Source organism: Phenylobacterium sp. (assembly GCF_036495085.1).
Classification (GTDB): domain Bacteria; phylum Pseudomonadota; class Alphaproteobacteria; order Caulobacterales; family Caulobacteraceae; genus Phenylobacterium.
In genome coordinates this window covers 16,898-39,489 of record NZ_DASXNL010000016.1, presented here as the reverse complement: position 1 = coordinate 39,489, position 22,592 = coordinate 16,898, and the positions used below count along the sequence as shown (strand labels likewise).

At 67.1% G+C, this 22,592-nt stretch carries 17 protein-coding genes; 6 read left to right on the top strand and 11 right to left on the bottom strand.

Features of this window, described 5'->3' with window-relative positions; translation table 11 throughout:
* Positions 1-57: 57 nt before the first annotated feature.
* Complete coding sequence (locus tag VGI62_RS02380; RefSeq protein ID WP_331502791.1) at positions 58-1,962, bottom strand: ATP-binding protein; 1,905 nt, start codon at positions 1,960-1,962, stop codon at positions 58-60.
* Positions 1,963-2,201: 239 nt separating this feature from the next.
* Between VGI62_RS02380 and VGI62_RS02375 the strand changes: the two genes are divergently transcribed.
* The 4 genes from VGI62_RS02375 (at position 2,202) to serA (ending at position 5,990) form a co-directional block, all read left to right on the top strand.
* A complete protein-coding gene (locus VGI62_RS02375) occupies positions 2,202-2,537 on the top strand; it encodes a hypothetical protein (protein WP_331502790.1) in 336 nt (111 codons plus the stop codon).
* A 66-nt stretch (positions 2,538-2,603) separates the two neighbouring features.
* Positions 2,604-3,032, top strand: a complete 429-nt coding sequence (locus tag VGI62_RS02370; RefSeq protein WP_331502789.1) for a hypothetical protein — start codon at positions 2,604-2,606, stop codon at positions 3,030-3,032.
* 132 nt (positions 3,033-3,164) lie between these two features.
* Positions 3,165-4,334, top strand: coding sequence for a phosphoserine transaminase (locus tag VGI62_RS02365; RefSeq protein WP_331502788.1), 1,170 nt, complete (start codon positions 3,165-3,167; stop codon positions 4,332-4,334).
* Positions 4,335-4,415: 81 nt separating this feature from the next.
* Positions 4,416-5,990 carry a phosphoglycerate dehydrogenase gene (gene serA / locus VGI62_RS02360; protein WP_331502787.1) on the top strand — a complete coding sequence of 525 codons (1,575 nt, stop codon included), beginning with the start codon at positions 4,416-4,418 and terminating at the stop codon, positions 5,988-5,990.
* Between the two features lie 747 nt (positions 5,991-6,737).
* Here the strand turns inward: serA and VGI62_RS02355 are convergent.
* From VGI62_RS02355 to VGI62_RS02315, 9 genes are all read right to left on the bottom strand, one after another.
* Positions 6,738-7,001 (bottom strand): MoaD/ThiS family protein, encoded by a 264-nt coding sequence (locus tag VGI62_RS02355; RefSeq protein ID WP_331502786.1) that lies wholly within the window; start codon positions 6,999-7,001, stop codon positions 6,738-6,740.
* Positions 6,998-8,122, bottom strand: a complete 1,125-nt coding sequence (locus VGI62_RS02350) for a glycosyl hydrolase (protein WP_331502785.1) — start codon at positions 8,120-8,122, stop codon at positions 6,998-7,000. Before VGI62_RS02350 ends, VGI62_RS02355 begins: the two co-directional genes overlap by 4 nt.
* A 77-nt stretch (positions 8,123-8,199) precedes the next feature.
* Positions 8,200-9,885: a carboxylesterase/lipase family protein gene (locus VGI62_RS02345; RefSeq protein WP_331502784.1), complete on the bottom strand. Its 1,686-nt coding sequence runs from the start codon at positions 9,883-9,885 to the stop codon at positions 8,200-8,202.
* A 9-nt stretch (positions 9,886-9,894) separates the two neighbouring features.
* On the bottom strand, positions 9,895-11,556 hold the full coding sequence (locus VGI62_RS02340; protein WP_331502783.1) for a carboxylesterase/lipase family protein: 1,662 nt from the start codon (positions 11,554-11,556) through the stop codon (positions 9,895-9,897).
* A 116-nt stretch (positions 11,557-11,672) separates the two neighbouring features.
* The gene (locus VGI62_RS02335) at positions 11,673-12,320 is read right to left on the bottom strand and encodes a TetR/AcrR family transcriptional regulator (RefSeq protein ID WP_331502782.1); all 648 of its coding nucleotides are present in this window, start codon (positions 12,318-12,320) and stop codon (positions 11,673-11,675) included.
* Positions 12,321-12,357: 37 nt separating this feature from the next.
* Complete coding sequence (locus VGI62_RS02330) at positions 12,358-15,591, bottom strand: error-prone DNA polymerase (RefSeq protein ID WP_331502781.1); 3,234 nt, start codon at positions 15,589-15,591, stop codon at positions 12,358-12,360.
* On the bottom strand, positions 15,588-15,992 hold the full coding sequence (locus tag VGI62_RS02325) for a VOC family protein (protein WP_331502780.1): 405 nt from the start codon (positions 15,990-15,992) through the stop codon (positions 15,588-15,590). The genes VGI62_RS02330 and VGI62_RS02325 overlap by 4 nt, the downstream gene beginning before the upstream one ends.
* A 7-nt stretch (positions 15,993-15,999) precedes the next feature.
* Positions 16,000-17,580 carry a DUF6504 family protein gene (locus tag VGI62_RS02320; protein ID WP_331502779.1) on the bottom strand — a complete coding sequence of 527 codons (1,581 nt, stop codon included), beginning with the start codon at positions 17,578-17,580 and terminating at the stop codon, positions 16,000-16,002.
* Positions 17,498-18,286 carry a protein imuA gene (locus tag VGI62_RS02315; protein WP_331502778.1) on the bottom strand — a complete coding sequence of 263 codons (789 nt, stop codon included), beginning with the start codon at positions 18,284-18,286 and terminating at the stop codon, positions 17,498-17,500. The genes VGI62_RS02320 and VGI62_RS02315 overlap by 83 nt, the downstream gene beginning before the upstream one ends.
* A 147-nt stretch (positions 18,287-18,433) precedes the next feature.
* Here VGI62_RS02315 and VGI62_RS02310 point away from each other — a divergent pair, with 147 nt between their 5' ends.
* Together VGI62_RS02310 and VGI62_RS02305 are read left to right on the top strand one after the other, a co-directional pair.
* Positions 18,434-19,987 carry a carboxylesterase/lipase family protein gene (locus VGI62_RS02310; RefSeq protein WP_331502777.1) on the top strand — a complete coding sequence of 518 codons (1,554 nt, stop codon included), beginning with the start codon at positions 18,434-18,436 and terminating at the stop codon, positions 19,985-19,987.
* A 35-nt stretch (positions 19,988-20,022) separates the two neighbouring features.
* Entirely contained in the window at positions 20,023-20,883 is an 861-nt protein-coding gene (locus VGI62_RS02305) for a Ku protein (protein ID WP_331502776.1), read from the top strand.
* Between the two features lie 131 nt (positions 20,884-21,014).
* On the opposite strand, the gene VGI62_RS02300 is transcribed toward VGI62_RS02305, so the two are convergent.
* Positions 21,015-22,544, bottom strand: a complete 1,530-nt coding sequence (locus VGI62_RS02300; RefSeq protein ID WP_331502775.1) for a carboxylesterase/lipase family protein — start codon at positions 22,542-22,544, stop codon at positions 21,015-21,017.
* Between the last annotated feature and the right edge of the window lie 48 nt (positions 22,545-22,592).

The window sequence follows — 22,592 nt, the reverse complement described above, 5'->3', positions numbered from 1 at the left end:
GCGCCTTTGCGCCTGTCGGCGGCCGGAACGCCGGAGGTTACGGCTTCGGCGTTCGGATCAGGCGACCTGGGTCGCGGCGGGCGTGCGAGCGGCCGCACCAGTGGCCGCAGCAGTGAGCGCGGCGCTTACGGCCTCATAGAGCTTGGCGATCTCGATGGGTTTGGCCACGTGTCCGTCCATGCCGGCGGCAAGGTATTCGTCCACCTGGTGTGTGAGCGCGTTGGCGGTCAGTGCCACGATCGGCGTGCGCCGGCGCTGTTCGGAAACCTCGATTCCACGGATCAGCCGCGCCGCATCGATGCCGTCCATGACCGGCATCTGGATGTCCATCAAGACGAGGTCGTAGCCGCCCAGCTTCCAGGCCTCGACCGCCTGCTTGCCGTCCGCGACGATGTCGATGTCGATGCCCAGCGACTCCATCACCGCGGCCAACACCTGCTGATTGGTCGGATTGTCCTCTGCCGCCAGCAGCCGCAGGTTGCGTTCGCCGGTGTCGGCGGCCGCCTCGGGCTGGGCCGCCTCGACCGCTTCGCCTCGGCTGAGCGGTAACTCGACAGTAAAGGTCGAGCCGTGTCCCTCGCGACTTTCCACGTCGATAGAACCGCCCATCATCTGGGTGAGCTCGCGGCAGATCGCCAGGCCGAGGCCCGTCCCGCCGAAACGCCGGGTGGCGGAGTTGTCCGCTTGGGTGAACTTCTCGAACAGCGCCGGCAGCTTCTCGGGCGCGATCCCGACGCCGGTGTCGCGGACGACCAGGCGAAGGGCGCCGGTTTCGTCGTTAACGTCGACAACCGCTTCGACCGAGCCCTGGCCGGTGAACTTGACCGCGTTGGAGAGCAGATTGCCCGTGATCTGGCGAAGGCGGTCGGCGTCGCCGCGCCACCAGCCTTGCGCCGCCTCGCTCAGCGTAAAGCCGAAGTCGAGGCCCTTGCCTCTGGCCAGGACCTGGAAGCTTTCGATGGTGGAGCTGAGCGTCGGACCCAGATCGAAGTCTTCCTTTAACAGACTGAGCTTGCCGGCTTCGATCTTGGAAAGGTCGAGGACGTCGTTCAGCACCGCCAGCAACAGGCTGCCGGACTGGCGGATGATGCCAAGGCGCTCGCGCTGCACGTCGGCCAGCTCGCCCATCGACATCACCTCGGCCATGGCCAGGACGCCATTCAGCGGAGTTCGTATCTCGTGGCTCATGTTGGCCAGGAACTGGGTCTTAAGCACATTGGCGGCATTGGCGGCGTCGCGGGCGCTTTCCAGTTCGCGCATGGCCCGCTTCAGGTCCTCCTCCCGCTCGCCGAGCTTGCCGAGCAAATGGTTGAAGCTGGCGGTCAGGCCGCGGAACAGTTCGTCCTGCGCCTCAACCTCGACGGGCTCGAAACTGCCGCTCTCGGCCACCTCGTGCATGGCTTCGGACAGCCGCTGCACAGGCGCGATAACCCGGTGCGCCATCCCGCGGGCGAGGAACAGCGCGACGCCGACACCCCCGAACAATAGAGCGGCGGTGAGCGCAATGAACTGGGGCAGCAGCGCCGTGAGCGCCGGCCGGCGCACGACGAGCGCCAGGGTCCCGACCTTGCGTCCGTCGGAGACGACGTCTGACCGGATGACTTCGGTCGGGGTTGAGGCGAGTTCGCTTGCGCCTCGGTCATAGGCGGCCAGGATGTGGCCATCCAGTCCGGTGAGGCGCGCGGCCGCGACATTTCGGCTCGCCGCGAGCGCAGCGACGGGAGCCTGGATCATCGCCTGGTTGCCAACGGCGATCGCGGGGGCGGCGGTGGTCGCGGTCATCTCCGCAAGACCGGTATACATCTGGTGAGACTGGGTGCGCGCCACCGCCCACTGCTGCAGCATGAACGTCAGGCACGCTGCGATCAGCACCACAAGGGTCGTCACCAACCCGACGCCCGCAACGCGCGCGTGGAAGGTCGCTGTCGAGGGCGAGCCGGGGGTGCCGTTCGATGAGGTCATAAGGTTCGCAAAGGCCGCACGGACCTTCGCTTTAGCCCAACATTCCTAACGCTTCGCTTCCCGGCTGTACGGCCGCGGCGGTTCCAGCCCTCGCCAAACTCCGGAAAACTGTGCCTTTGGCGCCACAGTACAACCCGTGGGGGAGAAAAACGTAGTTAACAACCCATGAATCGATTGCGAGAAGGTTAAGCTTCTATTTACCCTGACGTGTGGTTGTTCACCGTTTCTAGGGGATCGTGATGGAAAAGGCGTTTGTGGCTCAGCGGGTGGCTAAAAAGCTGTTCGTGACCGAGGCCGCCGTCGATGGCGCGCTGGCGGAAGCGTCAGAACTGATGAGCGAGATGCTCAAGGCTCGTAAGGACGTGAACGCCTCGATGGTGTTCGCCGACGACGCGGCCGTGAAGATGGTCGAGGCGATCAAGGCGCTCAGCGAAGCGCGCACTGCCATGGTCGGCGTGCACAACGAACTGAATGAGGCCAAGCTGCGGCTCGGCATCCGCACCAAGCTCGGCGTCGAGAACAAGAGCTTCCTCGGCGAGGAAGCGGCTCCGACGGTGATGCGCGAAGTCGGCTGATTTTCTAGCCTTCATTGCAATGAATTAACTGGTGGTGCGCTCCTATTGGGTTAGGGGCGCATTTCCATGTCCATTTCACCCATCACCGCCGCCATCGCTTTGCTCGGATTTGCGGGGTGCGCCTTCGCCATTTTGAAGGGCGGACCGGCGGAACGCAGCGGCGGCGCCGTGATCCTGGCCAATCTCCTGCTGCTCTGGGTTGCCGACATGACGTGGCCCGACGCCTCGTCGGGCGTCGTCGGTCTTTTGGTGGATGGGCTGACGGCGATGGGCCTTCTGTTCATCGTCCTTCGCCACGGAAGCCTTTGGCTGGGCGGCGTCATGATCCTCTATGCCGCCCAGTTCAGCCTTCACTCATTCTACTTCGTCACCGAACGGCCCAAGGACGACTTCCACGCCATCGCCAACAACACCAACTTCATCGCCATCATCACCTGCCTGATGATCGGCGCCTCGATCGCCTGGCGCCGCCGTCTGCGTAGTGTGGCCAACTAGGCCGGCGATATCGGGGCTCACAGCCGCCCCAGAAACTTTCCCTTGCACCGCAGCGTAAACGCAGGCTTTTGGCCCGCGGGCCACGCCCTCCCAACGGGGCGCAGTCCATCTGTGAGGATGGGAGACATAGCTATGACGACCCCCGCGACGCCGGCCATGCGGCCGGCGCGACCTGAATTTTCATCCGGGCCATGCGCAAAGCGCCCCGGATGGGCCCCCGAAAATCTCCAGAATGCGGTCCTTGGGCGCTCGCACCGTTCCAAGCTTGGAAAGGCGCGCCTCAAGGAGGTGATCGACCGCACTCGGCAGGTGTTGGAGGTCCCCGACGATTTCCTGATCGGCATCGTGCCCGGCTCTGACACCGGGGCCGTCGAGATGGCCATGTGGTCGATGCTGGGCCCGCGGCCCGTGCAACTCCTGGCCTTCGAGAGCTTTGGCAAGGACTGGGTGACCGACGTGGTCAAGCAGTTGAAGATCGAAGCCGAGGTCCTGGAGGCGCCCTACGGCGAGCTGCCGGACCTGGCCAAGGTGCGGCCCGACGCCGACCTGGTGTTCACCTGGAACGGCACGACATCGGGTGTGCGCGTACCGAACGCCGACTTCATCGCCGCCGATCGCGAAGGCGTGGTCATCTGCGACGCCACCAGCGCCGCCTTCGCCCAGGACCTCGATTGGGACAAGCTCGATGTGGTCACCTTCTCCTGGCAGAAAGCCCTGGGCGGAGAGGCCGCGCACGGCGTCCTGGTCCTGTCCCGGCGTGCGGTAGCCAGGCTCGAAACCTACAGTCCGCCGTGGCCCATGCCGAAACTCTTCCGCATGACCAAGGCCGGCAAGGTCACCCTGGACCTGTTTGAGGGCGCAACGATCAACACGCCCTCGATGCTAGCCGTCGAGGATGCCGTCGATGCGCTCAAGTGGGCCGCTTCCATTGGCGGCCTTGTGGAAATGCGCCGCCGAGCGGACGCCAACCTCGGTGTCCTTGAGGCCTGGGTGCAGAAGACCGGCTGGGCCGCTTTCCTGGCGGAAGACCCGGCGATCCGCTCCAATACCTCGGTGTGCCTCAAGGTGATCGACCCGCGGATCACGTCCCTTTCCGAGGATGCCCAGGCCGACTTCGCCAAGAAGCTGGCCAGCCTCCTGGAGAAAGAGGGCGTGGCCCTCGACGTGGGCGGCTACCGCGACGCGCCACCCGGCTTGCGGATCTGGTGCGGCGCCACGGTCGACACCTCCGACCTCGATGCACTGACGCCGTGGCTCGACTGGGCCTTCGCGACCGCCGCCTTCGACCTTCAGCCCGCCTGAACCCGGCGCGCGCCCGCGCGCGCCTTCTCAAAACTCACCCTCTCCGCCACGGCGGAGAGGCTCTCCCCAACGGAGACCTCCATGCCCCGCGTTCTCATTGCCGATAGCCTGAGCCCTGCTGCGATCGACATCTTTCGTCAGCGCGGCGTCGACGCCGACGTCAGGACGGGCCTCGCCAAGGAAGACCTGATCCAGATCATCGGCGACTACGACGGCCTCGTCGTGCGCTCCGACACCAAGCCCAACAAAGACGTCATCGCCGCCGCCAGCCGCCTCAAGGTGATCGGCCGCGCCGGCATCGGTGTCGACAACATCGACATCCCGGCGGCCACCGCCGCCGGCATCGTGGTGATGAACACCCCCTTCGGCAATTCGATCACAACCGCCGAGCACGCCATAGCGATGATGTTCGCGCTGGCCCGCCAGATGCCGGCGGCAGACGCCTCCACCCAGGCCGGCAAGTGGGAAAAGAGCCGGTTCATGGGGGTCGAGCTCTACGGCAAGACGCTGGGCCTGATCGGGGCCGGCAATATCGGCTCCATCGTCGCCGATCGGGCGCTAGGGCTGAAGATGAAGGTCGTGGCTTACGACCCCTTCCTGTCCGTCGAGCGCGCCGTCGAACTCGGCGTCGAGAAGGTCGAATTGGACGACCTCCTCGCCCGCGCCGACTTCATCACCCTGCACACCCCCCTCACAGACAAGACCCGGAACATCCTCTCGGCCGAGAACCTCGCCAAAACCAAGAAGGGCGTGATGATCATCAACTGCGCCCGCGGCGGCCTGGTGGATGAAGCTGCGCTGAGGGCCGGGCTGGAAAGCGGCCACATCGGGGGCGCGGGCTTCGATGTGTTCGTCACGGAGCCGGCCAAAGAGAACGTGCTCTTCGGCGCACCGAATTTCGTGGCCACCCCACACCTGGGCGCCTCCACAAACGAAGCGCAGGAGAACGTCGCCCTGCAAGTCGCCGAACAGATCAGCGACTACCTGCTCACCGGGGCGGTCACCAATGCCCTGAATAGCCCCTCGGTCACCGCCGAAGAGGCGCCAAGGCTGAAGCCCTTCATCGCGCTCGCTGAAAAACTCGGCGCCTTCGCAGGCCAGATGGTCGACTTCGGCATCAAGGCCATCGACATCGCCTACGAGGGTGACGTGGCGGCGCTCAACGCCAAGCCAATGACCGCCGCGGCCCTGGCCGGCGTCATGCGGCCGATGCTGGCGGAGATCAACATGGTCTCGGCCCCGGCGGTGGCGAAGGAGCGCGGGATCACGGTTTCGGAAAGCCGTCAGGAAGAGTCGCCGATCTACGAGAGCCTGATCCGCATCACCATCACTACCGAGAAGGGCAAACGCTCCTTTGCCGGCTCGGTGCTGGCCGGCGCTCCGCGGGTTGTTGAGGTGAAGGGCATGGACCTCGACGCCCCGTTCGGCCCGACCATGCTCTACGTCAACAACCTCGATAAGCCGGGCTTCATCGGAAATCTGGGTGGCCTCCTCGCCGAGGCGGGAGTCAATATCGCGACCTTCAACCTCGGCCGCGTTTCCGCCGGCGACGACGCCATCGCCCTGGTCGGCGTCGATCAGGAGCCGAGCCAAGCTCTTATCGGCAGGATTCAGGCCTTGCCGCACGTGAAAGAGGCGCGCTCGCTCCGGTTCTAAGGAGCCATCGTAGTCGCCCTCTGCGGGGTGGGCCCTCACCCAGGCCCGCACCTGCGATCGCGTGGGCACGATCCGTGCCGACGCGGGCCAGGTGGCGCAGCTCGTCTTGGTCTCGGCGGCGACCCCCTCGCAGACGATGCCGCGGCGCTGCGCGCGCGCCGCCCTTCCCCCGGAACCTCTGCAAATCCGCGGGTAGCTGTCTGAAGCTACGCAGCGGCCTTGCTGTCCGGTGCCTGCTTCGCCGGGGTCCGTTTCACGCGAGGCTTTCGTCCCGCGCCAGAGCGTTCCTCTCCACAGGCTATCACCGCAGAGCTTGCCGCCAGTCGGTCGAGATTTCGCGCGGCGTCGAGGTCGCGATCGGCCGCATAGCCGCAGGTGTCTGGCGCGCAGACTGGCGCCTCCGCGCGGTCGGAGCGATGCGTGGGTCTACGAGCGCGTTGGTCGCCGCGCCGGCGCGCGGCGTCGACGACTACGGCCGAGGCCGGGGGAACACTTACGCGGCTCGAACGCCGGGTACGACCTGCCAAACTCAGGCCTGAGCGATTTCGCGTGGCGCCGGAGGCGGCCAGCCGCACGGTGGCCTACGCACGCGTGTCCAACCCCGACCAGCAGGCGCCCTGAACCGGCAGACGCAGGTCCTGGAGCTGTGGACGATGCCGGAATAAAAGCCCTCTCGCAAAAGAGTTCCTGACGCCCTCGCGACAACTTAGTCCGCGTCAATATTTTGAGACAAGCAAGCGGCGGAGGTCAGCCACCGCTCAGCGCGCCGAAGATCAGCAGCTCCTGGCCATCCACAAGGGCCGCGACAGTGCTCCGCGTTTCCTGGAGGCCGATGAACAGCCGCATGTGCTTGCGCACACGGTCCTGTTCGTCGATCACCCGGAACTTCAGGCCGGGAAAGCGGCGCTCGAGATCGTCAAGTACGCCGCCCACGGTGGCGCCATCCGCCTCCACCCGGGTCGCGCCGCCTGTATAGGAGGTGAGCTGCGAGGGGATCAGGACCTGGATCATGGGATCGGCGCTGCGACCACCGAGTAGATTTCGGGAAGGTGGGCTGTGATCTGGCGCCAGTTCTGGCCCTCGTCCCCGCTCATCCATAACTCGCCGTTGGTGGCCCCAAGATAGAGGCCCATGGGTTCGGCGCGGTCAGCGCAAAAGGCCTGACGCTTGACGGTGAACCAAGCCTGGTCGGCAGGGAAGCCCCTGTCCTGGCGCTCCCAGGTCGCCCCGCCGTCGCGTGTCCGGTAAGCGGCCGGCTTACCGCCGGGGCTCACCCGCGGCCACACATCGGTGCCGTCCATCGGCCAGACCCAGGCGACGTCGGCATTGCGGGCGTGAGGAACGATCGTGAAGCCGATGTCGCCGACCTCGGCGGGCATCGCATTGCCGATCCTCTCCCAGCGCGTGGCCGGACGGTCCAGCCGGTAGATGCCGCAATGGTTCTGTTGCCAGAGTCGGTCGGGATTGGTTGGAGCCAGGGCGATGAAATGCGCGTCCTGGCCGAATTCGGGATAGGGGTCCGGAAAAAAATTCGCCTCCACGTTCTCGTTCAGCGGCCGCCAGGTTTCCGCGCGGTCGGTGCTCTCGAACACGCCGCCGCTGGACGTAGCGACGTACATATGCCGAGCGTCGCGAGGGTCGATGATCACCTGGTTCAGGAGCGAGCCGTCCGGCGTGCCGGCCTCCGGCGGACACCAGTCCCAGTAACTCGGGTGGTCGTTGAAACCCGCGACGCTGTCCCACGTCTCGCCGCCGTCGGCGCTACGGAAGAGGCCGGGTGGTGAGGTGCCCGCCCACCAGACGCCAGGCTCATCGGCAAGCCCGGGCTCGAGCCAGAAGCTGTGGTCGACGGCCCGCGCCCGGCTATCATCGGATTTCGGAAAGGCCGGCGGGCGCCTGGCTTCGGTCCAGGTGGCGCCGTCGTCTGCGGAGCGGAAGATCGTCGGACCCAGGTGGCCGGTGGAGGCGGCCATGACCAGGGTTCGGCCATCACGTGGATCGAGCACGAGGTGGTTGACGATGGAGCCAAGGAATATCGGCCCCTGGACGCGCCAGGTCCTGCGCTCCTCGTCGCTTCGATAGATCCATGCGCCCTTGCGGGTGCCCACAAGCAGCTGAATTCCGTCGGTCATGGACGCCTCCTGACCCTAGGACGCTGCATTTCACGTCAAACCGACACCGACCGGCAAGTCCTCAAGTTTTGTCTGATCTAGGTGCGCCTCGGGGCAGGCGTGGCGGGGACCGCGTCGGCGATCATGCGGACGAAGTCGCCGCGATAGTCGTCGACCACTCGCATCTCCGTGTCGAAGACCATCGTCGCGCGCCGCTGGGGATCGTAGGCCGGCCAGTCGGGGATCGAGGAGTTGTTCGGGTCGCCGGTCTTCGCGAACGCCACCCACGTCGCCGACAGCCGGTCCGACATCAGCCGCCCGCCCTTGGTCCCGGCCCCGCCGATGGCGTTGCGCGACAGATGGAAGGAGGCCTCCACGTCGTGGCCATGGACTGCGCCGAACTTGCCGTCGAAGGCCGGCGTCGCCCAGTCCCAGACGTACATGTACGTCGGAGCCCTGCCGAGCGCGGCCCTGCGCTCGGCCTGCAACATGGAATTTCCGCGGGTGGCGTCAGTGAAGGCTTCAGCCTGGGTCAGGTAGGCAGACTGCCGAGGGTTGGAGCGACGATACGCAGCCAGGATCTGATCGCCCTTGGCGCCGAACCGCTCGCGGAAAAGGCCGGCCAATCCGGCCTCGTCGAGGTCGAAGTTGGTCAGCCTGAGCGCCGCGTCGTGCAGGGTCGTCGAGATGATCACCGGCACGTCGGCCGATTCCTCGGGCGCGCCTGGATCGAAGGGATGGCGCGGCAGGACCTTGCCGTCCACCACCGGACGGAAATTGCCTCGAGATCCTACCTGCGCCTCCAGCAGGTCCTGCCAGGACACTTTCTGGATGTCGGCGATGTTGGCCTTGGCGAGCCCGAGCGCCTTTAGCAGTTTCTCCGCCTCGGCGGTGGCCTCCGGTTTGGTCGCCTGGCGAAGCGTCGACCCGGACTGCACGGCCGCGCGGTGGAACAAACCCTTGGCGGACGGGACCGCCAGGAGGGTCGAAGTCTTCGACCCGCCCCCCGACTGGCCGAAGACCATGACCCGTCCAGGGTCGCCTCCGAAGCGCTCGATGTTGTCGCGCACCCACTCGAGCGAGGCGACCATGTCCATGACGCCGCAGACGCCGGCATAGGCGAACTCCGGCGGCGCGCCCAGGTCGGCCAGGTGAGTGTAGCCGAAGGCCGCCAGCCGGTGGTTGACCGTCACCACCACCACATCGCCCAACCGGGCCATTTGCGCCCCGTCATACATCGGCCCGTTACCGGAGCCGGTCGTCCAGCCGCCGCCGTGGAAGGAGACCAGCACGGGGCGCTTGGCGTGGTCGTTCACGCCGGGTGTCCAGACGTTGAGGTTGAGGCAATCCTCGCCCATGCCGCCCGGCCCGACATGCCGGTCCCAGGCGATCAGCATCGAATAGTCCGACGCCAGGTCGGCCGGCGTCTGCGGAGAGATCTGGCCGTAGCCGATGCTTTCGCGGACCCCGGTCCAGGGGCTCGGCTTCTTGGGCGGCATGAAACGGTTCTTGCCTCCGGTGGGAGCACCGTAGGGGATACCCTTGAAGAGCTTCACCCGCCCGTTGGCGATGCCTTGCACCTTCCCGGAGGTGGTCTCCACGGTCCAGAAAATGGCCCCCGGCTCCCCGCCACCGCCCAGGACCGGCGCAGGCCGCGCCGGCGCGGGGGCGGGCGCTTGCGCCTCGGCTTTCGGCGCCGCGAGCGCACCCGCCGCGGTGGCCGCGAGCGACGCCGCCTGGATGAGGCTGCGGCGACTGAGCGTCAGGCCGGGTTTGCGTTCCATGCTCGCCTCCTAGCCCCGCTGGCCGGGGGCCGGGGGATGAGCATCCCACCAGGCGCGGATTTCGCCACGCGGATTGAAGTCCTGCCGGGTGTCGTTGTCGTAGACCATCACGGCGCGGGTCTTGTCGTCGTAGGCCTTCCACGGCGGCACGTGGGCGTTGTTCGGGTCGCCGGTCGCGGCGAACGCGGCCCAGGTCGAGGCCAGTCGGTCGGCCATCTTCTTGCCCGGCGTCGAGCCGGCGAAAAAACCATCGCGATAGGAGTGGAACGAGGCCGAGACATCGATCCCGTGCACTGCTCCGAACCTGCCGTCATAGGCCGGCGTGCGCCAGTTCCACTGGTAGACGTAGGCCGGCGCCGCGCCCAGCGCCGCCTTGCGCGTCGCCAGCGCATAGGCCGCGCGCCGTCCGCCCGCATCGGTCAGCGCCTGAGCCTGGATCAGGAACGGCGTCGCGCCGGGGTCATAGCGCCGGTAGAGCGCCAGCACCTCAGCGCCCTTGCCCCCCGTCCGCTGGTCAAGCAGGGCCCGAAGCCCGTCCTCGGTGAGATCGAAATTCGTGAGGCCGAGGGCGGCATCCTCCAACGTCGTCGAGACGATCACCGGCACATTGGCGGAGACCGCCGGGGCCACCGGATCGAACGGGTGGTTCGGCAAGGCGTCGGTCCCGATCACGGGAGAGAAATTGGCGCGCGCCGCGGTCTGGGCCTCCAGGATCTGCTGCCAGGACGCCTTCTGGATGTCGGCGATGTTGGCCTTGCCGAGGCCGAGCTGCTTGATGAGCTTCTCGGCGGCCTCCGCGCCGGCCTCTGGCGTCATGAGCCGCAGCGCCGCGCCGGACTGAACAGCGGCGCGGTGGAAGAGGCCTTTGCCCGGCGGCATGGCCAGGACGGTTGAGGTTTTCGCGCCCCCGCCGGACTGACCGAAAATCATCACTCGCCCAGGGTCGCCGCCGAAATTTTCGATGTTCTCCTTCACCCATTCAAGGGATGCGATCAGGTCCATGACGCCGGTGACGCCGGCGTACTTGAACGCGTCCGGCGCCCCAGCTCCGACGAGGTCGGTGTAGCCGAAAGCGGCCAGCCGGTGGTTCACCGTCACGACGACCGCGTCGGCGTAGTGGGCGAGGTTCTTGCCGTCGAAACCCGGGGCATTGCCTGAACCGGTGGCGAATCCGCCGCCATGGAACGAAACGAACACCGGCTTCTTCGCAGCCCTATCGACGTTGGTCGTCCAGACGTTGAGCGAGAGGCAATCCTCCCCCATGCCGCCGACCTGGCGATCCCACATGATCAGCTGACCATATTCGCCGCGGATGTCGGACTGGGTCTGCGGGCAGACCGAGGTAAAGGCGAAGCACTCGCGCACGCCGGTCCACGGCGCCGGCTTCTTGGGGGGCATGAATCGGTTCTTGCCGCCGGTCGGCGCGCCATAGGGGATGCCGCGGAATTCCCAGGTCGGACCATTGGCGATGCCCTGCACCTTTCCGGTGGCGGTGGTGGTGACCTGAAAGATCTTGCTGGAGCCACCACCAGCCGCCAGCCCGGCGGGCGGCATGGCCGGCGGGGTGGGGGCTTGGGCGGCCGCCTTGCCGGCCACGGCCGCCGTGGCGGCGACCGCGGCGCCGGCGATCAGCATCGACCTGCGGCTTGCATCTGGTTGATCCTTGGACACGCGCTTACTCCCGGCCAGATACATTTTTTCCATGGACGCGGGCGGCTGGCTCGCACGCTCCTGACCAATTGAAAGCTTAAGCGTCGTTCTGGTTTGTGGTCAACGAAGACTACAAATCACTTTTCGCTACTTTGCAGCTCATCGACGAGGCGCTGACGCATGTCCTTTAGGAGGGCTACGACCTTCAGGGCGTCGCTCGTGGGTCGTCCGATGAAAACCGATTCCATGGCCAGCCCGTGGAGGGCGGCGCGGGTGAGATGCGCCAGGACGTCGATCTCGGCGGTCCTTTCCGGCACGCCCAGATTTATCGCCATCCGGCGACGGGAGCGGTGCAGGGCCGCATCAAGATCGTCGGCGAACAGGGGGTAACGCGCAGCGAGCTCAGGGTCGCTGCGGGTGGCGATGGTGATTTCCATCAGCGCGATCGCGGCGGGCTCCTGAAGTGACGCCCAGACGGCGTCGACCCCATGCAGGAACCGGTCAGGCCCGTCCGGATAGGGCCCGAGGTTCTCACGAACCGCGGCTCCACGGGCGCGGGAGGCGTAGTCCGCCACGCCCAGGATCAGATCCACCTTGGTCGGAAACTGGTGCAGCAGTGAGCCGCGGCTCACCTTGGCAAGCCGCGCCACGAGGGGCGTGGAGGTCGCGGCGTAGCCGAATTCTGCGAGGCAGCGGACCGCCGCCTCCATGATCTTCGCCCGCGTCGCGGCGCGCCGCTCGGCGTTGGGGCCGCGCGGAACCTTGGGCTTTGGAGCCTTAACCATGGACCGAACATGGCGCGGTGGCGCGCTTCCGCCAAGCCTAATGGAAATCGCGGCTGCGGACGAGGCGGTCGGAAGCCCTGGCGTGCGGCTGAGGGGGCTTGGCGCCGGGCGCCTCTTCGTGGTCGCGCATTTCGCTCAGTTTGGCGGAAAGGTCGGTGAAGCGTTCGGCGACCAGGTGGATGACATCGCCCGCCACCTGGAGCTGGCCATGCACGACCAGGAATGAGGCGCTCATCACCAAGCGGCGATTGGCCTCGAAGGCGTCCTTCCAGCAAACTATGTTGGCGATTCCGGTCTCGTCCTCCAGGGTCAGGAACACCACGCCCTTGGCCGTCCCTGGCCGTTGACGCACCAGAACGAGGCCGCCGACCGACAACTTGCGGCTATCACCCACGCTCTTCATCGCTGAACAGGGGACCACCCGCATCCGCGTCAGGTCCTCCCGGAAAAAGCTCACCGGATGGGCTTTCAGCGATAGGCTGGTGGTGCGGAAATCCTCCGCCACCTGCTTGGGCAGGCTCATGAACGGCAACTGGACCTGGGCCTCCTTCAGGTCCTGGCGAGCGAGCAGTGGCGCGTCCCGTTCGGCACGGATCTCACCTGCCATGCCCTTCACCGCCCACAGCGCCTGGCGACGGTCCAGCCCCAGCGAGCGGAAAGCGTCGGCTTCAGCCAGAAGCTCCAGGCCCCGGCGCGAGAGGCCCGAACGCAGGACGAAGTCTTCCAGTGTGGTCAGCCCCAGGGCGCGGGCTTTCATGAAGTCCTCGGCTTCCTGCCTCTTGAAGCCTTTGATCTGGCGAAAGCCCAGGCGGAGCGCCCTGTGCGGCGTGCGCGGATCGTCGGGGGGTTCCAGCGTGCAGTCCCAATCGCTGGCGATGATATCCGGCGGCCGTACTTCGACGCCGTGCTCCTTGGCGTCGCGAACCAGTTGGGCCGGCTGGTAAAAACCCATCGGCTGGCTGTTGAGCAGGCTCGCGCAGAACGCATCGGGGTGGTGACGCTTCACCCAGGCCGAGGCGTAGACCAGCAGCGCGAAGCTGATCGCATGGCTTTCGGGGAAACCGTAGGAGCCGAAGCCCTCAATCTGCTTGAAGCAGCGCCCCGCAAATTCCCGGTCATAACCCCGCCCGGCCATGCCCTCGATGAACATCTCCTTGTAGGACCACAGCTTGCCGTTGGCGCGGAAGGTGGCCATGGACCGGCGCAAGCCGTCGGCGTCGTTTTCGGAGAAATGGGCCGCATCGATGGCCAGGCGCATGGCCTGCTCCTGGAAAAGAGGCACGCCGAAAGTCTTGCCGAGCACCTTCTTCAGTTCGTCGCTCGGGCCATGGTCGGGATGCGGGGCCGGGAATTCCACGGGCTCTGTTCCCTCGCGGCGGCGGAGGTAGGGATGCACCATGTCGCCTTGGATCGGCCCGGGCCGGACGATCGCCACCTCGATCACCAGGTCATAGAATCTGCGCGGCTTCAGCCTCGGCAGCATCGACATCTGAGCCCGGCTCTCGACCTGGAACACCCCTACCGAGTCGGCCTTGCAGAGCATGTCGTAGACCGCTGGGTCCTCCTGCGGGATGTGGTCGATGTCCGTGATGCAGGTCCCGTTCGGTAGCGGCGGCAACATGTCGAAGCTGCGTTTCAGGGCCGTCAGCATGCCCAGCGCCAGAACGTCGACCTTCATCAGGCCGAGCGCATCGATGTCGTCCTTGTCCCATTCGATAAAGGTGCGCTTCTCCATGGCCGCGTTGCCGATGGGCACGGTTTCGTCGAGGCGGCGCTTGGTCAGGACATAGCCGCCCACGTGCTGTGACAGGTGGCGAGGGAAACCTAGCAATTCCTCGGCAAGGGTGACCGCGCGGCGGATCTCGGGCGTCTTTGGATCAAGGCCGACCTGGCGGATGTGGTCGTCGGGGACACTGTCTCCCCAGCTGCCCCAAACGGTGTTGGCCAGGGCGGCGGTAACGTCCTCGGTCAGGCCCAGCGCCTTGCCGACCTGGCGGATAGCCATCCGCGGGCGATAGTGGATCACAGTGGCGACGATGGCCGCCCGGTGGCGGCCATAACGCTCGTAGACGTATTGCATCACCTCCTCGCGCCGCTCGTGCTCGAAGTCGACGTCGATGTCCGGCGGCTCGCCGCGATTCTCGGAAATGAAGCGGGAAAAGAGCAGGTCCTGGTCTTCTTTGGTCGGATCGACCGCGGTCACCCCAAGGCAGTAGCAAACGCAGGAATTCGCCGCCGAGCCGCGGCCCTGGCAGAGGATTTTCAGCTCGTCACGGGCGTGGCGTACGATGTCGTGGACCGTCAGAAAGTAGTTCGGGAAATCCAGTTTCTCGATCAGGTTGAGCTCGTAGGCGACGAGGTTCCTGACTTTCTCCGGGACGCCGTCGGGATAGCGCCACTCAGCGCCCGCCCAGGCCAGGTCGCGCAGGTGCTGGATGGCGGTCTTGCCGGGCGGGACCGGCTCGTCGGGGTATTCGTAGCGGAGCTGACCAAGGTCAAAGCCGATCCGCTCGGCGATCTCGACACTGCGCTCGACCGCGCCCGGGAACCTTGCGAACAGACGCGCCATTTCGTCGGGCGACTTCAGGTGACGCTCGGCGTTGGCCTGCAGGCGCAGTCCCGCCTGCTGGATGGTGCAGGTCTCGCGGATGCAGGTGAGCACATCCTGCAGCGCCCGCCGTTCGGGGACGTGGTAGAGCACGTCATTGGCCGCGACCATCGGCGCGCCGTTCGCCAGGGCGAGAGCGGCCAACTGCGACAGCCGCTTCAGGTCGCGCGGCCCATATCGCCGGGCCGCCGCCAGCCAGACGTTCCCGGAGAGCTCGCCGCCGATGCGCCGAAGGTCGCGCTCGAAGCTCTCGTCAAGATGGTCGGGTGGGACCACCAGCACGAGCTGGCCTTCGGCATGGTCTGCAAAGTCGTTCCAGTGCAGCTCACACGAGCCCTTCCTGGCGCGGATCTGGCCGACGGTGAGCAGACGCGTCAGACGGCCGTAGGCCTCGCGATCAGACGGGTAGACGAGGAGGCTCGGCGTCCCGTCGGCGAAGTCCAGCCGGCAGCCGGTGAGGTCGCGGATCTTCGCGCCGGCTTCCTGCAGATCGTTCTTCGCCGACCAGGCCCGCACGACACCGGCGAGCGAGTTGCGGTCGCAGACGCCGATGGCCTGCATGCCGAGTCTGGCGGCTTCAGCCACCAGTTCCCCAGGGTGCGAGGCCCCTCGCAGGAACGAGAAGTTGGTCGCCGCCTGAAGCTCGGCATACCGGGCGGTCACGTCAGATCCGTGAACGGATTGAAGGCAACCTCCCAGAGGTTGCCTTCAGGGTCCGCGAAATAGCCGGAGTAGCCACCCCAGAAGACGTCCTCAGGCTGCTTGATCGGCGTCGCGCCGGCCGCGATCGCCTCAGCGAAAGCTTGGTCGACGCCTGCCTTCGATGGCTCGTTGTGGGCGATCGCAACCCCGCTGAAGCCGGAGCCTTCGGCTGACACCGTGGCGTCTTTCGCAAGTTCGTCGCGCGGGAAAAGGCCGAGCCACGTTCCCTCCAGGCGGAACATGACCATGTCGTCGCCGGGCTTGTAGTTGTGCGGCGGGAAGCCCAGGCCGTCACGGTAGAAGGCGATCATTCGGTCGAGGTCGCGGACGCCGAAGGTGATCAGGCTGATCTTGGGTTTCATCTGGATCCTAACCGAATAGGCCGTGCAGCCACCACTGGGGCGGCGTCGCCGGGTCACCGTAAAGGCCGGCGCGGAATAGCCAGAAGCGGGCGCCCGCCTCGTCCTCGACCCGGTAGTAATCGCGCACGTGATCTGTCCTCACGTTCTCGATCGGGCCCTTCCACCACTCCTCGCCGATCCGCTCGGGCCCCTCGGCGCGGCGTATGCGATGCAGCTGGCCGCGCCAGCGGAACTGGGTCGGCGGATCATCGGGGGTGAGCGCCATCACCGCCTCGACGGGCTCGGGACGGCGCAAGAGGCGGGCTGGGCGTGGGGTCTGCCGGTTCCAGGCTTGGGCCTCCGGCGGGGGGGCAAGTGGCCGCGCTCGACGGGTGGCGAGTTCCGGCACATGGCTCTCCACCGGCACAGGGCGCCAGACCCGCTCCGCGCCCAGGCGGTTGACCAGCCGGTCGACGAGCGGAGCCAGGCCCTCCTCGACAGTGGCCTCGCGGGCGTTGTCGAGCCGCGCCTGGCGTCCGGAGATCGGCTCGACGCCATGGGCGGCGATCGTCACCACCTCGATCCCGAAGCCTGGATCGATGGTCTCCAGCCTTGGCGCGAAAAGCTTCGCCATCCGCGCGGCGTCGCGACCGGGCAGGGAGAGGCCGATGGCCAGCGGCAAGGCTTTTCCGTCCAGCCGATGGAAGCAGACCTCGAAGCGCCGTGCGCCTTGGCCCTCGATTTCCAGCCGGGCGCAGAGCCTGGTGGCGACGTCGAAGGTGACGCGCGCCATGTCTTCCGGGGCGCTGATCGGCTCGGCAAAGGCCAGCCTGGCGAACCACGGTGTCGGCGGCCGGCGGAAGGTGAGCGCTTCTCCCTCGCGCCCAAGGGCCTGGTCGAGGCGCGTGAGCGCCGCGCGACCGAAGCGGCGGCCGAAGGGGGCGCGGGGCATGGCCATCAGCTGGCCCACCTGGCGCAGGCCCAGACGCTCGACTTGCGCCCAGGTTTCGGCCTCCAGCCGCAAAGCGGCCGGCGGGAGGGGCGCGAGCAGTGGGCCTTGGCCGCCCGGCGGGGCGATCGCGCCGTCCTCGCCGAAGTGGGCGAGCGCCCAGGCCGCGCCCGGCGTGTCGGCGATGGCGCAGCGGAACGGCAGCCCGTTGGCGATGAGACGGCTGCGGAAATCGGCCAGCATCTGCGCTTCGCCATTCCACAGGTGGTCGACACCGGTGACATCCAGGAAGAACCCGTCCGGCGCATCGGCCGCCACTGCGGGTGAGAAGCGTACGCACCAGTCGACGAGGGTGGTCAGGGCCGCAGCGTCAGCCTCCGGCTCGGCCTCGGCGGTGATCAACTCGGGGACCAGGGCCATAGCGTCGGCGGCCTTCTGGCCGGGCCGCAGGCCGTAAGCGGCGGCCTTGGCGTCGACGGCGGCCAGGCGGCGGACCGCCCTGACGGTTTCCAGCAAGGCGAACGGCGCATGGCCCCGCACCTCCCCCAAAGTGTTCCCTGCGGGAACGGTGCTGGGATCAGGCGACCCGGGAGAGGGCCGGCGCCGGCGCCAGTTGGCGATCGCCCAGTTCGGCGACCAGGCGCAGAGGATGCGCGACATCCGTCATCTCCAAAGAATAGGCCTGCGTGGCCTCGAACAGCCAGGCCCCTGTCCGTCCCCCTCTGCAGCGTTCCAGCACCGCCTCGAAGCGCGGCGCACCCAGGCCGAACTCGCCGGGCGGCGGCTCGGAGGGGGCAGAGGCGATCCGCCAGCGGGTGGCGGCCGCCGACCCGGTCGCCTCGCGCTTCGCCCGGCCGCCATAGGGCCGGCGGAGGATCAGGAAGCCGGTGGCGTGGCGCTTCTCGCAGGCGAGTTGCAACCTGCGCCCGGCGGTGAGGTCAGCGGCCTCCGCTTCGCCCACTACAGCCGCGACGCCCACGGTTGAAAGCGCGTCCTCCATCACCGACAGGGCCTCGGCTTCGTCGCGGGCGCAGACCTGGATCAGCCGCTCCGGCGGAAACCCGAGACCCTGCAGTCCCGGCGCCCACAGGTCGTCGCGGCGCAGCACCCAGACCACCTCGCCCCGCCTGGCCAGGGGCGCGGCCATGAGCGCGGTGAAGGCCGCCGGCGCCGCCGCGGTCTCCGCCTCCATTCCGCTGCCGCCGATCTCGTGCCAGCGACCGAGCGGCAGGCCACCGCCAGGCAGGCAGCTATCGATCCGTTGATCTCCGAACGGCAGGGATTCAGAGTCCGTCCGTCCGCCCGCCTCGATCGCGGCGATCTTCGCCTTGAGGGCGGCTAGCCCTCTTGCGCGAAAATCGGACATGGCTTTGCGGACTCCTTTCGTTCCACTTTTGTTCTAGAACATGAACATAAGGAGTCAAGCCGCCTCAGCGTTCCCTTGACCGCTTGGCCTCGCAGACCAATCCTCCCGGCCATCAAACCGGGGGAACAGCCGGTGGAAGGACTGCAAATGCACCGTATAGCCGCCATTCTTGGGGTCGCTGCGACACTCGTCGCCGGCGGGGCCCGCGCCCAGGCCGACAAGCCCATCACCGTCAAGATCGACTCAGGTCCGGTGGTCGGCGTAGCCGGCGAGAAGGCCAACGTCTTCCGCAACATCCCCTTTGCCGCATCGCCGGTTGGGACGCTGCGCTGGGCGCCGCCGCAAGCCGTGAAGCCCTGGACCGCGCCTCGTGCGGCAGCCGAGGCGGGCCCCTCCTGCCCGCAACCGATGAACGCCGACAACACGCCCAACTCCGGCGGCGCCAACGGGCCGATCTCGGAAGACTGCCTGCAGCTCAACGTCTACGCCCCGCCCAATGCCAAAGGCGCCCCCGTGATGGTCTGGATCCACGGCGGCGGTCACCGCACGGGCGCGGGCTGGATCTATGGCGGCGAAAACTTCGCTCGCGACGGCGTCGTCGTGGTGACCATCAACTATCGCCTAGGCGCGCTCGGCTACTTCGCCCACCCGGCCCTGACCAAGGCCGCCAGGCCTGGTGATCCGGTCGGCAATTACGGCCTGATGGACCAGATCGCAGCGCTGAAGTGGGTGCAGCGGAACATCGCCGCCTTCGGCGGCGACCCCAAGAACGTCACCGTCTTCGGCGAGAGCGCCGGCGGGATGAGCACCCTCGCGCTCCTCGCCACCCCCTCGGCCAAGGGACTTTACTCGAAGGCCATTGTGGAGTCTGGAGCCGGCTGGTTCGCGCCTAAGACACTGGCGGCCAAGGAGGCCGAGGGCGTCGCTGCGCTGGAGAAAGCAGGGATCACGGCTGCGAGCGCGGAAGATCTGCGCGCGCTGCCGGTCGACAAGCTCGTGGCGGTCAACGCCGACTACCAGCCCTTCACCGACGGCAAGCTGATGACCGAGACCCCCTCACAGGCCCTCGCTGACGGCCATTTCGCCGACGTGCCGCTGATCATCGGTTCCAACTCCGGAGAAGACTCGCTGATGGGGCCGCGTCCCGTCTCGCCTCAGGTCGTGGCGATGATCCCGGCGGCCGCACGCGCGATATACAAGGACGAAGCGGCCGCAGGCGACGACACGCTCGCCCGCGCCATCTTCACCGACCGGATCATGGGCGGCCCCGCCCGCTGGGTGGCCGCCAAGGCCTCGTCCGGGCAGCCGGCATACCTCTACTACTTCACCTACGTCGGCTCGCGATTCCCGCCCACGAAGACCCGCGCCGGCCATGCGGACGAGATCCAGTACGCTTGGGAATACTGGGGCCGCCGCACGCCGATGAGCATGGTCAGCGCCAAGGACCAGGCCGTGGCCAGCCTGATGCATGCCTGCTGGGTGAGCTTCGCCAAGACTGGGGTTCCCAAGTGCGGAACGGAGGCCTGGCCCGCCTACACGCCAGCCGGTGATCAGCTGATGGAATTCGGCGCGACCAGCGGCGTGCGCACCCACCTGCGAAAGGCCCAGCTCGACGCCCAGGAGATGGTGACCCTGCCGACCCTGGCGCTTGGCGGGACCAGCGCCCTTGCGGCGCGCAGGAGCGACGCCGCCCCGAACTGAATCCCCGGGCCCTGCGTTCCCACCCGGAGGCGCTCATGGCTACTCGACCGACCTGGCAGGGCTACCTGCGGCTCTCTCTCGTGAGCTGCCCGGTGGCGCTTTATACGGCCACCTCGCGCACTGGTGAGGTGCACTTCAACATGCTGTCGAAGAAGACCCACAACCGGATTCGGATGATCCCCACCGATCCGGAGAAGGGACCAGTGGAGCGGTCGGACATCGTCAAGGGTTATGAGATCGAGAAGGGCCACTACGTCGTCATCACCGACGAGGAGATCAAGAACGTTCGGCTGGAGACCACCCGCACGCTCGACATCGAACGCTTCGTCGAGGAAACCGACATCGATCGGCTCTATTGGAACGACCCCTATTTCATGGCCCCGGACGGCGATATGGCGCTCGAGGCCTTCGCCGTGATCCGCGAGGCGATGAAGCAGGCGGGAAAGGTGGCGCTGGGCCGCCTGGTCATGCACCAGCGCGAGCGGATGATGGCGCTGGAGCCGCGCGACAGAGGCATCGTGGCCTATACCCTGCGCAACAATCGCGAAGTGCGCCAGGCTGAGGACATCTTCGAGCACATCAAGGCCGAAAAGCCGCCGCCGGCGATGGTAGATATCGCCACCAGGATCATCGACCAACTGGAAGGCCCCTTCGATCCCAGCCAGTTCAACGACCGCTATGAGGACGCGCTACGGGCGCTGATCAAGGAGAAGGAAAGGGGCCACACCGTTGAGGCGCCGGAAGAGCCCAAGGGCGCAGAGGTCATAGATCTCATGGAAGCCCTCAAACGCAGCCTGGGCCAATCTGGCGGCGGTGGACGTCGCAAGGCGGCGACCCATCGTTCCGGAGCCAAGAAGCCCGCCGCCAAACATTCAACGGTCAAGAAGCGCGCTTAGGGCGGCCCGGCAAAGCTGGTCTCCAGGACAAGCTTGTTCGGTCGCCGACAGAACATCCCAGGGCCAGGTTCGGTCGCGGCGCCGCGGTGGCGCGGGGGCCCTGCATAGCCGGCCCCGCGCCACCGCAGTGGCTACTTCGCCGAGTTCGGCGAGGCGCTGGCGCCGGCTTTGACGTCCTGTTCGGCCCAGTCGAGCTGGGCTTTCAGGAAGTGCTCGTGCGGGACCGGACCGTCGGCGCCGAACTCCATGAAGGTCTCGTTCGGCGCGAACCTCGGCCACGTCGGTCCGCCGGCGCTGTCGGGATTGCCGGTCTTGATGAAGGCCGCCCAGTAGGCGTTGACCGCCTTGGCCAGGGCCATGTCCTCGGGCGCGAAGGTCTGTTTCGGGCCCGCGAAGGCGTACCTGATCTCAGCGGTGTGGACAGCGCCATACTGGGACCGCGCCTTCTGGCCCGCGGACACGTAGGAGAAATAGTAGGTGAAGACCGGCTGGCCGGCCTTGGCGTGCGCCCGGCTGATCGCACGATCGGGCTCGGTGATGTACCGGCGCGTCGCCATATCGTTGACGATCTGGAGCGTGTTGCCCTCGCTTTTGGGATCGAAGGCGGCCATGGCTGCGGTCTTACGATCCGCAGGCATGGCGTCCAGCACAGCCGGCTGCGGACGGAAGAGGCTGGCCTCGTTGGAATTTCCGCCGATCATCAGCGGCACCTTGGCTTGCTTGCCGGCCGCGAAGCCCTCGGCGACGCCGCTCTGGACGTAGCGTCCGTCGAGGATCGGCCCCGCACGGCTGGTGAACGGGCCGGAGTAAGGCATGGCCGAGAGCGGCGCCTTACGCAGCGCCGCAGCGGCTGCGGCGTCCTCGCCGGTCACGCCCGCAAGCGCGGCGGCCTTGACGCCGGCGGCCTGCGCGTCAGTCATGGACATGGGCTCGACCCGGCCGAAGCTCGACTCTCCGATCGCCTTCTGGAAGAGGCCACGGGCATCGGGCGCCAGCATCAACTCCAGCACGGAGATGCCGCCGGCGCTCTCGCCGGCGATCGTGACGTTCTTGGGGTCCCCGCCGAAGGAGGCGATGTTGTCGCGGACCCACTTCAGCGCCGCGACCTGGTCCATGTAGCCATAGTTGCCGCAGGGGCCCTCCTTGCAGAGCGCCGGATGCGCGAACCACCCGGCGCGGCCAAGCCGATAGCTGACCGAGACGGTGATCACGCCTTCCTTGGCGAACTGGATGCCGTCGGTTTCCGCCCCGAACGCACCGGTGGCCGAGCCGATGGTGAAGCCCCCGCCATGGATCCAGACCAGAACCGGGAGCTTCTCGCCGGGCTTGGCGCCGGGCGGGCGGGTGACATTCGCGAACAGGCAGTCCTCGGTGTAGACGCCCTTCTGCGTCGGCTGGCATGAAGCGCCGGCCTTGGTGGCGTCGCGTGCGCCGTTCCAGCTCGGCGCGGCCGCCGGCGGCTTCCAGCGCAGGTCGCCGACCGGCGCCGCCGCGTAGGGAATGCCCCAGAATTCTTCGACGCCGTCGACGACGGCGCCTTGCAGGGCGCCCTGCCTGATCTTCGCCGTGGGTCCAGCTGCGGTTTGAGCGAAACCGGCGGTCGGTGTGGCCAGAACGCCCAGAACAAGACAGGCGGCAGTCAATGTGCGTCGAACGATCATCCAAATCCCCAAATTTTCAGGGATCTCTAGGAGGCGGCTGTTTCGCGA

Excerpts from the sequence above, each read along its gene's own strand:
- VGI62_RS02380 (WP_331502791.1), bottom strand. The coding sequence starts at position 1,962 with ATGACCTCATCGAACGGCACCCCCGGCTCGCCCTCGACAGCGACCTTC.
- VGI62_RS02375 (WP_331502790.1), top strand. The coding sequence starts at position 2,202 with ATGGAAAAGGCGTTTGTGGCTCAGCGGGTGGCTAAAAAGCTGTTCGTG.
- VGI62_RS02370 (WP_331502789.1), top strand. The coding sequence starts at position 2,604 with ATGTCCATTTCACCCATCACCGCCGCCATCGCTTTGCTCGGATTTGCG.
- VGI62_RS02365 (WP_331502788.1), top strand. The coding sequence starts at position 3,165 with ATGACGACCCCCGCGACGCCGGCCATGCGGCCGGCGCGACCTGAATTT.
- serA (WP_331502787.1), top strand. The coding sequence starts at position 4,416 with ATGCCCCGCGTTCTCATTGCCGATAGCCTGAGCCCTGCTGCGATCGAC.
- VGI62_RS02355 (WP_331502786.1), bottom strand. The coding sequence starts at position 7,001 with ATGATCCAGGTCCTGATCCCCTCGCAGCTCACCTCCTATACAGGCGGC.
- VGI62_RS02350 (WP_331502785.1), bottom strand. The coding sequence starts at position 8,122 with ATGACCGACGGAATTCAGCTGCTTGTGGGCACCCGCAAGGGCGCATGG.
- VGI62_RS02345 (WP_331502784.1), bottom strand. The coding sequence starts at position 9,885 with ATGGAACGCAAACCCGGCCTGACGCTCAGTCGCCGCAGCCTCATCCAG.
- VGI62_RS02335 (WP_331502782.1), bottom strand. The coding sequence starts at position 12,320 with ATGGTTAAGGCTCCAAAGCCCAAGGTTCCGCGCGGCCCCAACGCCGAG.
- VGI62_RS02325 (WP_331502780.1), bottom strand. The coding sequence starts at position 15,992 with ATGAAACCCAAGATCAGCCTGATCACCTTCGGCGTCCGCGACCTCGAC.
- VGI62_RS02320 (WP_331502779.1), bottom strand. The coding sequence starts at position 17,580 with ATGTCGCGCATCCTCTGCGCCTGGTCGCCGAACTGGGCGATCGCCAAC.
- VGI62_RS02315 (WP_331502778.1), bottom strand. The coding sequence starts at position 18,286 with ATGTCCGATTTTCGCGCAAGAGGGCTAGCCGCCCTCAAGGCGAAGATC.
- VGI62_RS02310 (WP_331502777.1), top strand. The coding sequence starts at position 18,434 with ATGCACCGTATAGCCGCCATTCTTGGGGTCGCTGCGACACTCGTCGCC.
- VGI62_RS02305 (WP_331502776.1), top strand. The coding sequence starts at position 20,023 with ATGGCTACTCGACCGACCTGGCAGGGCTACCTGCGGCTCTCTCTCGTG.
- VGI62_RS02300 (WP_331502775.1), bottom strand. The coding sequence starts at position 22,544 with ATGATCGTTCGACGCACATTGACTGCCGCCTGTCTTGTTCTGGGCGTT.